The 8,086-nt window shown below is 65.6% G+C and carries 7 protein-coding genes; 6 read left to right on the plus strand and 1 reads right to left on the minus strand.

Annotated elements, in window-relative coordinates; translation table 11 throughout:
* Window positions 1–79: 79 nt before the first annotated feature.
* On the plus strand, window positions 80–1,336 hold the full coding sequence (gene icd / locus ACXRVZ_RS17600; protein WP_458232638.1) for an NADP-dependent isocitrate dehydrogenase: 1,257 nt from the start codon (window positions 80–82) through the stop codon (window positions 1,334–1,336).
* Window positions 1,337–1,381: 45 nt separating this feature from the next.
* The gene (locus ACXRVZ_RS17605) at window positions 1,382–1,750 is read left to right on the plus strand and encodes a carboxymuconolactone decarboxylase family protein (protein WP_457426974.1); all 369 of its coding nucleotides are present in this window, start codon (window positions 1,382–1,384) and stop codon (window positions 1,748–1,750) included.
* A 497-nt stretch (window positions 1,751–2,247) separates the two neighbouring features.
* On the opposite strand, the gene ACXRVZ_RS17610 is transcribed toward ACXRVZ_RS17605, so the two are convergent.
* Entirely contained in the window at window positions 2,248–4,485 is a 2,238-nt protein-coding gene (locus ACXRVZ_RS17610) for an NADP-dependent isocitrate dehydrogenase (protein ID WP_458232639.1), read from the minus strand.
* A gap of 151 nt (window positions 4,486–4,636) precedes the next feature.
* On the opposite strand from ACXRVZ_RS17610, the gene ACXRVZ_RS17615 reads away from it, so the two are divergent.
* The 4 genes from ACXRVZ_RS17615 to dctP form a co-directional block, all read left to right on the plus strand.
* Window positions 4,637–5,566, plus strand: coding sequence for a LysR family transcriptional regulator (locus ACXRVZ_RS17615; protein WP_458232640.1), 930 nt, complete (start codon window positions 4,637–4,639; stop codon window positions 5,564–5,566).
* A 130-nt stretch (window positions 5,567–5,696) separates the two neighbouring features.
* Window positions 5,697–6,179, plus strand: a complete 483-nt coding sequence (locus ACXRVZ_RS17620; protein WP_457427021.1) for a GreA/GreB family elongation factor — start codon at window positions 5,697–5,699, stop codon at window positions 6,177–6,179.
* Window positions 6,180–6,236: 57 nt separating this feature from the next.
* A complete protein-coding gene (locus ACXRVZ_RS17625) occupies window positions 6,237–6,971 on the plus strand; it encodes a glutathione S-transferase (RefSeq protein ID WP_458232641.1) in 735 nt (244 codons plus the stop codon).
* Between the two features lie 116 nt (window positions 6,972–7,087).
* A partial coding sequence (gene dctP / locus ACXRVZ_RS17630; protein ID WP_458232642.1) for a TRAP transporter substrate-binding protein DctP occupies window positions 7,088–8,086 on the plus strand: 999 nt, incomplete at its 3' end.

Raw genomic sequence — 8,086 nt, forward strand, 5'->3', positions numbered from 1 at the left:
GCCCTCTGCCGCCCACGCTCCTCGCCCATAAACTCGCCGGGTTTCGTCTTTCCTCGCTTCTTTGCGAAAGCCCACGCCCATGTCCCAACACATCACGGTGCCTGAAGGCGGCCAGAAGATCACGGCCAATGCCGACTTCTCGCTGAACGTGCCCAACAACCCGATCATTCCCTTCATCGAAGGCGACGGGGTCGGACTGGACGTCACGCCCGTCATGCTGAAGGTGGTGGATGCGGCGGTCGCCAAGGCCTACGGCGGCGCCCGCCAGATCCACTGGATGGAGGTCTACGCGGGCGAGAAGAGCACCCGCGTCTACGGCCCCGACGTGTGGCTGCCCGCGGAGACGGTGCAGGCCGTGCGCGACTACCTCGTCTCCATCAAGGGCCCGCTGACCACGCCTGTCGGCGGCGGCATCCGCTCGCTCAACGTGACGCTGCGGCAGGAGCTGGACCTCTACGTCTGCCTGCGCCCCGTGCGCTATTTCAACGGCGTGCCCAGCCCCGTGAAAGAGCCCCACAAGGTCGACATGGTCATCTTCCGCGAGAACTCTGAGGACATCTACGCCGGCATCGAGTACGAAGCCGGCAGCGACAAGGCCAAGAAGCTGATCGCCTTCCTGCGCGATGAACTCGGCGCCAACAAGATCCGCTTCCCCGAGACCTCGGGCCTGGGCGTCAAGCCGGTCAGCCGTGAAGGCACCGAGCGCCTGGTGCGCAAGGCCATCCAGTACGCCATCGACCACAACCAGCCCAGCGTGACCATCGTGCACAAGGGCAACATCATGAAGTTCACGGAAGGCGCCTTCCGTGACTGGGCCTACGCGCTGGCGCAGAAGGAATTCGGCGCCGAGCCCATAGACGGCGGCCCGTGGTGCCGGCTGAAGAACCCGAAGACGGGCAAGCTCATCACCATCAAGGACGTCATCGCCGACGCCTTCCTGCAGCAGATCATCCTGCGCCCCGCCGAGTACAGCGTCATCGCCACGCTGAACCTGAACGGCGACTACGTCTCCGACGCGCTGGCCGCGCAAGTGGGCGGCATCGGCATCGCCCCCGGCGCCAACATGAGCGACTCCATCGCCATGTTCGAAGCCACCCACGGCACGGCGCCCAAGTACGCCGGCAAGGACTATGTGAACCCGGGCTCCTCGATCCTCTCCGCCGAGATGATGCTGCGCCACATGGGCTGGAAGGAAGCGGCCGACCTCATCATCAGCGCGATGGAGAAGTCGGTGCTGAGCAAGAAGGTCACGTATGACTTTGCGCGGCTGATGGACGGGGCGACGCAGGTGTCGTGCTCGGGGTTTGGGCAGGTCATGATTGACCAGATGGAGTGAACGCGGCGGGCTCTTATGCTGCACGGCACCACTGAAGGAGCCCCCATGGATCTCGACAGCCAAGGCCTTGCCACCCGCCGCGCCGTACTGGGCGACGCCTATGTCGACGCCGCGCTGGCCAAGGTCACGCCGTTCACCGCGCCCTTGCAGGAACTGGTCACCCGCCATGCCTGGGGCAACACCTGGCAGCGGCCGGGCCTGGACTTGCGCACGCGCAGCATCGTCACGGTGTCCATGCTGGTGGCGCTGGGCCGCATGCACGAGTTGAAAACCCATGTGCGCGGTGCGCTGAACAACGGCGTGACGGTGGAGGAGCTACAGGAGATCTTCCTGCATGCCAGCGTCTACTGCGGCTTCCCGGCGGCGGTGGACGCGTTTCGCGCTGCCGCAGAGGTGGTCGACGCCGCACCATAAAGACGCTCTTTGCGCATTTGATTCGTGACGCGTCAGGATGGCCTCGATGGCATTTGCGAGGATCGGGCTATGCCGGGACGCGGGTGCACGCACTTGCTCCGTTGCTCGGGCCAGAGGCTCGATCCTTCGCCAGGCACAAACAGTCCTCAGGACTGTTTGAGTCCGGGCTCAGTCCCCCGGGCCGCAAGCGGCCCTCCTCCTTTACCTGCGCAAGTGCGCGCACCCACATCCCGGCCGTTCCACCKAAGGTGGCTTGGRACGAGAAMCCRATGCARCGCCRAGCAGGAGAGCGGGCAGGCCTGATGCGGAGGTAAAGGAGGAGGMCGCGCAGCGGCCGGGGGACACGCAGCAGCAGGTCTGCCCGYTCTSCTGCGCCCAGGCCAACCGACGCTTGAACTTCACAAAGCAACGCGCAAAGAGCCTAAATAAAAACGCCGCTGGCAGAGACTGCACAGCGGCGTGATCACGGGGGGCGGGCCCCCGACGTGAAGTGACGATCAGCTCGCCAGCGACTCCAGCGCCGCATTGAACGTCGCGCTCGGGCGCATCACCACATCCAGCTTGGCCACGTCCGGCAGGAAGTAGCCGCCGATATCCGCCGGCTTGCCCTGGACTTCCTTCAGCTCGGCCGCGATCTTGGCTTCGTTGGCCGTCAGCGTGTCGGCCAGCGGCTTGAAGTGCGCGGCCAACTCGGCGTCTTCGGTCTGCTCGGCCAGGGCCTGGGCCCAGAACAGCGTCAGGTAGAAGTGGCTGCCGCGGTTGTCGATCTCGCCGGTCTTGGCGCTCGGGCCCTTGCCCTTGTCCAGCAGCTCGCCGGTGGCCGTGTCCAGCGCCTTGGCCAGCACCTTGGCCTTGGCGTTGCCGGTCTTCAGCCCGACGTCTTCCAGGCTCACGGCCAGGGCCAGGAATTCGCCCAGCGAATCCCAGCGCAGGTGGTTCTCTTCCACCAACTGCTGCACATGCTTGGGCGCCGAGCCGCCGGCACCCGTCTCGTACATGCCGCCGCCGGCCATCAGCGGCACGATGGACAGCATCTTGGCCGAGGTGCCCAGCTCCATGATGGGGAAGAGGTCGGTCAGGTAGTCGCGCAGGATGTTGCCGGTGGCGCTGATGGTGTCCTGGCCACGGATGACGCGCTCCAGCGTGTAACGCATGGCGCGCACCTGGCTCATGATCTGGATGTCCAGGCCGGTCGTGTTGTGCTCATGCAGGTACATCTTGACCTTGGTGATGAGCTGCGCCTCGTGCGGGCGGTAGGCGTCCAGCCAGAACACCACGGGCATGCCGGAGTTGCGGGCGCGCGTGACGGCCAGTTTCACCCAGTCGCGGATGGCGGCGTCCTTGCACTGGCACATGCGCCAGATGTCGCCCTGCTCGACGTCCTCGCTCATCAGCACTTCGCCGGTGGCGATGTCGGTGATGTTGGCGACGCCGTCTTCCGGGATCTCGAAGGTCTTGTCGTGCGAGCCGTATTCCTCGGCCTGCTGGGCCATCAGGCCGACGTTGGGCACGGTGCCCATCGTGCGCGGGTCGAAGGCGCCATGCCATTTGCAGAAATTGATGATCTCCTGGTAGATGCGGGCGAAGGTCGATTCGGGCATCACGGCCTTCACGTCCTTCAGGCGGCCGTCGGCGCCGTACATCTTGCCGCCGCTGCGGATCATGGCGGGCATGGACGCGTCGACGATGACGTCGTTGGGCGAATGGAAGTTGGTGATGCCCTTGGCCGAGTCCACCATCGCCAGCTCGGGGCGGTGCTCGTGGCAGGCGTGCAGGTCGCGCTTGATCTCGTCCTGCTTGCTCTGCGGCAGCGCGGCGATCTTGGTGTACAGGTCCACCATGCCGTTGTTGACGTTGACGCCCAGCTCGTCGAACAGCTTGGCGTGCTTCTCGAAAGCCTCGCGGTAGAAGATGCGCACGCAGTGGCCGAAGACGATGGGGTGGGACACCTTCATCATGGTGGCCTTGACGTGCAGCGAGAACATCACGCCGGTCTTGCGCGCGTCCTCGATCTCCTTTTCATAGAAGGCCAGCAGCGCCTTCTTGCTCATGAACATCGAGTCGACCACCTCGCGGTCCAGCAGCGGGACCTTGGCCTTCAGCACGATGGTCTTGCCGCTCTTGGTGAGGAGCTCCATCTTCACGTCGCGGGCGCGGTCCAGGGTCATGGACTTTTCACCGTGATAGAAGTCGCCGTCGTGCATGTGCGAGACGTGCGAGCGCGAAGCCTGGCTCCACTCATCCATGCGGTGCGGGTTCTTGCGGGCGTATTCCTTGACGGCCTTGGGCGCGCGGCGGTCGGAGTTGCCTTCGCGCAGCACCGGGTTCACGGCCGAGCCTATGCACTTGTTGTAGCGGGCGCGGATGTCCTTCTGCTCGTCCGTCTCGGCCTTCTCGGGGTAGTCCGGGATGTTGTAGCCCTTGTCCTGCAGCTCCTTGATCGCGGCCTTCAGCTGCGACACCGAGGCGCTGATGTTGGGCAGCTTGATGATGTTGGCCTGGGGCTTGAGCGTCAGCTTGCCCAGGGCGGCCAGGTTGTCGGTCACGCGCTGCTCTTCGGTCAGCAGTTCGGGGAACTGGCCCAGCACGCGGCTGGCCACCGAGATGTCGCTGGCGACGACGTCGATCCCAGCCGACGCCGCGAAGCGCTTGACGACCGGCAGCAGCGAGGCCGTGGCCAGGCGGGGCGCCTCATCGGTCAGGGTGTAAACGATCTGGGTCTTTTCGGCGGTCATGAAGCTGGTCCGGTAGGTGGGAAATCCGTGCGGCGCTGGAGCGCGGGGCGGCGGCGCGCAAGTCTGTAACTTTAGCAAGCCGAGTCAGCCTGCTGCTGCCCGGGCCTTCGTCGCGCTGCTGGCCAGCCCGCGCTCGCTACGATGTCTGGCCATGCTGCACCGCATTGACGAAGAGATCACCTTCCGCAAGCTCGAGATCCTGCTGGCCTTCATGGAGAGCGGCAATCTTGCGCGGGCGGCGGAGCGGCTGGGCATCAGCGCGGTCAGCGTGCACCGGGCGCTGCACTCGCTGGAGGCCGGCACGCGCTGCAGCCTGTTCCGCCTGGAGGGCCGCAACCTGCAGCCCAACGATGCCGCCCACGCGCTGGCCGACGTGGCGCGCGAGGTGCTGCACGCCATGGCGCACGGCATCCGCTCCACGCGCGAGATCGCCGGCTACGCGGCCGACCGCATCCGCATCGGCTCGCTCTATTCGCTGACCAGCGGCACCGTGCCGGCCCTCATCATGGCGCTGCGCCTGCGCAAGCCCGACATCCAGACCGAACTGGTGCTGGGCTCCAACAGCGACCTGCTGCGCAAGCTGCGCGACGGCGCGGTGGACGCCACGGTGATGGGCTTCCCCGAGGGCGCGGCAGACGTGGAGTCGCAGTTGCTGTTCGAGGACGAGATCTTCTTTGCCGCGCCGGTCGACTCGCCCTATGCCCGCCAGACCGAGGTCGACCTGGGCGCCTGCGCGGACGAGCGCTTCGTGTCGCTCAACGAGGGCTATGTGACGCACGACCGCTTCCTCGAGGCCTTCCAGGTCGCGGGTTTCGTGCCCAACGTGGCGATGACAACCAACGACATCTTCTCGCTGATGAACCTGGTGGGCGGTGGCATTGGCTGCACGCTGCTGCCGGGGCGCGTGCGCGGTGTGCTGCCGCGCAATGTCTGCCTCGTGCCGCTGCAGCCGCGCTACCAGATGCACCAGAAGATCAGCGTCGTCTTCCTGCGCACGCGGGAGCGTGACCCCAACCTGCTGTCGCTGCTGGCCGCGTGCCGCAGCCATTCAGCGGAGCTGCAAGCGGAACCGCGCCGGTGACGGCGGGGCAGGGCAGCAAAGAGCTGTGCCCTCGACCCACAGGAGCCGCTGGCGCTTGTCGTCGTCGAAAGCTGGTGGGCCCTTGATAATCAAGATGCTCTCGCTTGTTCGAGAGGCCCACCCCTTCATCATGGATAAATTCTTGCTTCAGCAGCAGGTGCTGGAACGGCTCGCCGAAGACCTGCTGCAAGCCGAACAGGCAGCGCGGGCGGCGCATGAAACGGCGACTCACGAAGAGAACATCGCCGAAAACAAATACGACACATTGGGTCTCGAAGCCGCGTACCTGGCCACGGGCCAGGCTCGTCGCGCCGAAGCCATCCGTCAGGCGATGGCCAATTGGCGCCAATTCCGCCCACGCTCCTACGACGCCAGCAAAGGTATACAGCTCGGTGCGCTGGTCTGCCTGGTCGATTCCGACGGCAAGCAACAACAGCTCTTTCTTGGCCCGGATGGAGGCAGCATGAAGTTGATCAGCGGCTCTCAGCTCGTTCAGGTCATCAGCAGCGAAGCCCCGTTGGGCAGGGCCATGCTGGGCAAATGCGAGGGTGATGAGGTGTCGATACAGGTCGCTCCAATCCGACAGCGGTTTGAGGTGCTGCGGGTTCATTGAGCCGCATTCAAGTTCACGCCGAATTGACTTGATCGCTTAGCTGCATAGACCTTACCCATGCACGCATCGCCGCTGACACCGCACGCACCAATCTCCACCCCAGGTCCGCAGTTGCCGCGGCTCTACACGTTTCGCCGCTGCCCCTACGCGATGCGCGCACGGATGGCGTTGCTGCAAGCCGGGCGGGCCTTCGAGGCGGTGGAGGTCAGCTTGCGCGATAAGCCAGCAAGCTTGCTGGCCTTGTCTTCCAAGGCAACGGTACCGGTGCTGCAGTTGCCCGACKGCAGTGTGATCGAGGAGAGCTGGGACATCATGCGCTGGGCACTGGCTGCGCCCGATGCGCAGGGCTGGTGGGCGCGGGCGCAGTCGCCTGCGAACCTTGACCTGGTACTCCGAAACGACGGCGACTTCAAGCATCACCTGGACCGCTGGAAGTACCCCCAGCGCTACGCGAATGAGCCCCTCACGCCAGACGCACACCGCGACAGGGCGCTGGATGTGCTTCTGCGACCACTAGAGGCACGGCTGCGCAGCGCGCCCTGCCTGGGCGGCGCCACGCCATGCGCCACCGACTTGGCAGTGTTGCCCTTCGTACGTCAGTTCGCCTCTGTAGACCCGGAATGGTTTGCAACGCTGAACCTGCCATCGCTACGGGCCTGGCTGAACGGCTGGCTTGTCAGCCCGCTGTTCCTTGCGTGCATGGTCAAGTTGCCCGCGCAGGGTGCGATTCGCTTTCCGGCGCTGACTCGATGGGTCGGCGCCAGCCACCGAATTGCGATGGAGCAGGGTTAGCCCACGACCCTTGCGGCCAGCGTAACGGTCGCCCGCCGAGGTTGATTGATCGCCCGAGGAGCCGCTCCCACACTGCGGCCGCATACCGCCACCCATGGCGGACTCTGGAGACAAGCATGACCCTGACACGACGCCAATGGATGGCCGCCACTGCCGCTGCGGCAACCACCGCAGGCTGGACCGACGCCTTCGCCCAGGCCGGCGGCCTGAAGATCTCGCACCAGTTCCCGAGCGGCTCGCTCACCGAGGGCGACTTCCGCGACCGGCTGTGCCGAAAGTTCGCCGCCGAGGTCGAGAAGCGCAGCAGCGGCGCGCTGAAGGCCTCGGTCTACCCCGGCTCGTCGCTGATGAAGACCAACGCCCAGTTCTCCGCCATGCGCAAGGGCGCGCTGGACATGAGCCTGGTGCCGCTGTCCTATGCCGGCGGCGAGGTGGCCGAGACCAACGCCGGCCTGATGCCGGCGCTGGTGCCCAGCTACGAGCAGGGCGCGGCCTGGAAGACGGCCGAGGTGGGGAAGTTGCTGTCCAAGGTGCTGGATGACAAGGGCGTGCTCATCGTCAGCTGGGTTTGGCAGGCCGGTGGCGTGGCCAGCCGCGCTAGGCCGCTGGTGACGCCGGACGATGCCAAAGGGCTCAAGGTGCGCGGCGGCAGCCGCGAGATGGACATGATGCTGAAGCAGGCCGGCGCCTCGGTCATCACGCTGCCGTCCAACGAGATCTACGCGGCGATGCAGACCGGCGCCATGGACGCCGCCATGACCTCGTCCACCAGCTTCATCTCCTTCAAGCTGGAGGAGATCGCCAAGCACCTGACCTCCGGCCGCCARCGCACSTACTGGTTCATGTTCGAGCCGCTGATGATSTCSAAGGAGGTCTTCRMCAAGCTGCCCAAGGCGCAGCAGGACGTGGTGATGGCAGTGGGCGCCGAGCTCGAGGGCTTCGCGCGCGATGCGGCCAAGGCCGACGACGCGGCAGCCGCAGCGATCTATGCCAAGGCGGGCGCCAAGGTCTACGACATGGACGAGGCCACGCTGAAGAAGTGGCAGGCCATCGCGCGCGACACGGCCTGGAAGGATTTCGCCGACAAGAACGAATCGTGCGCGGGGCTTCTGAAG

This window comes from Roseateles sp. P5_E8 (genome assembly GCF_054177665.1).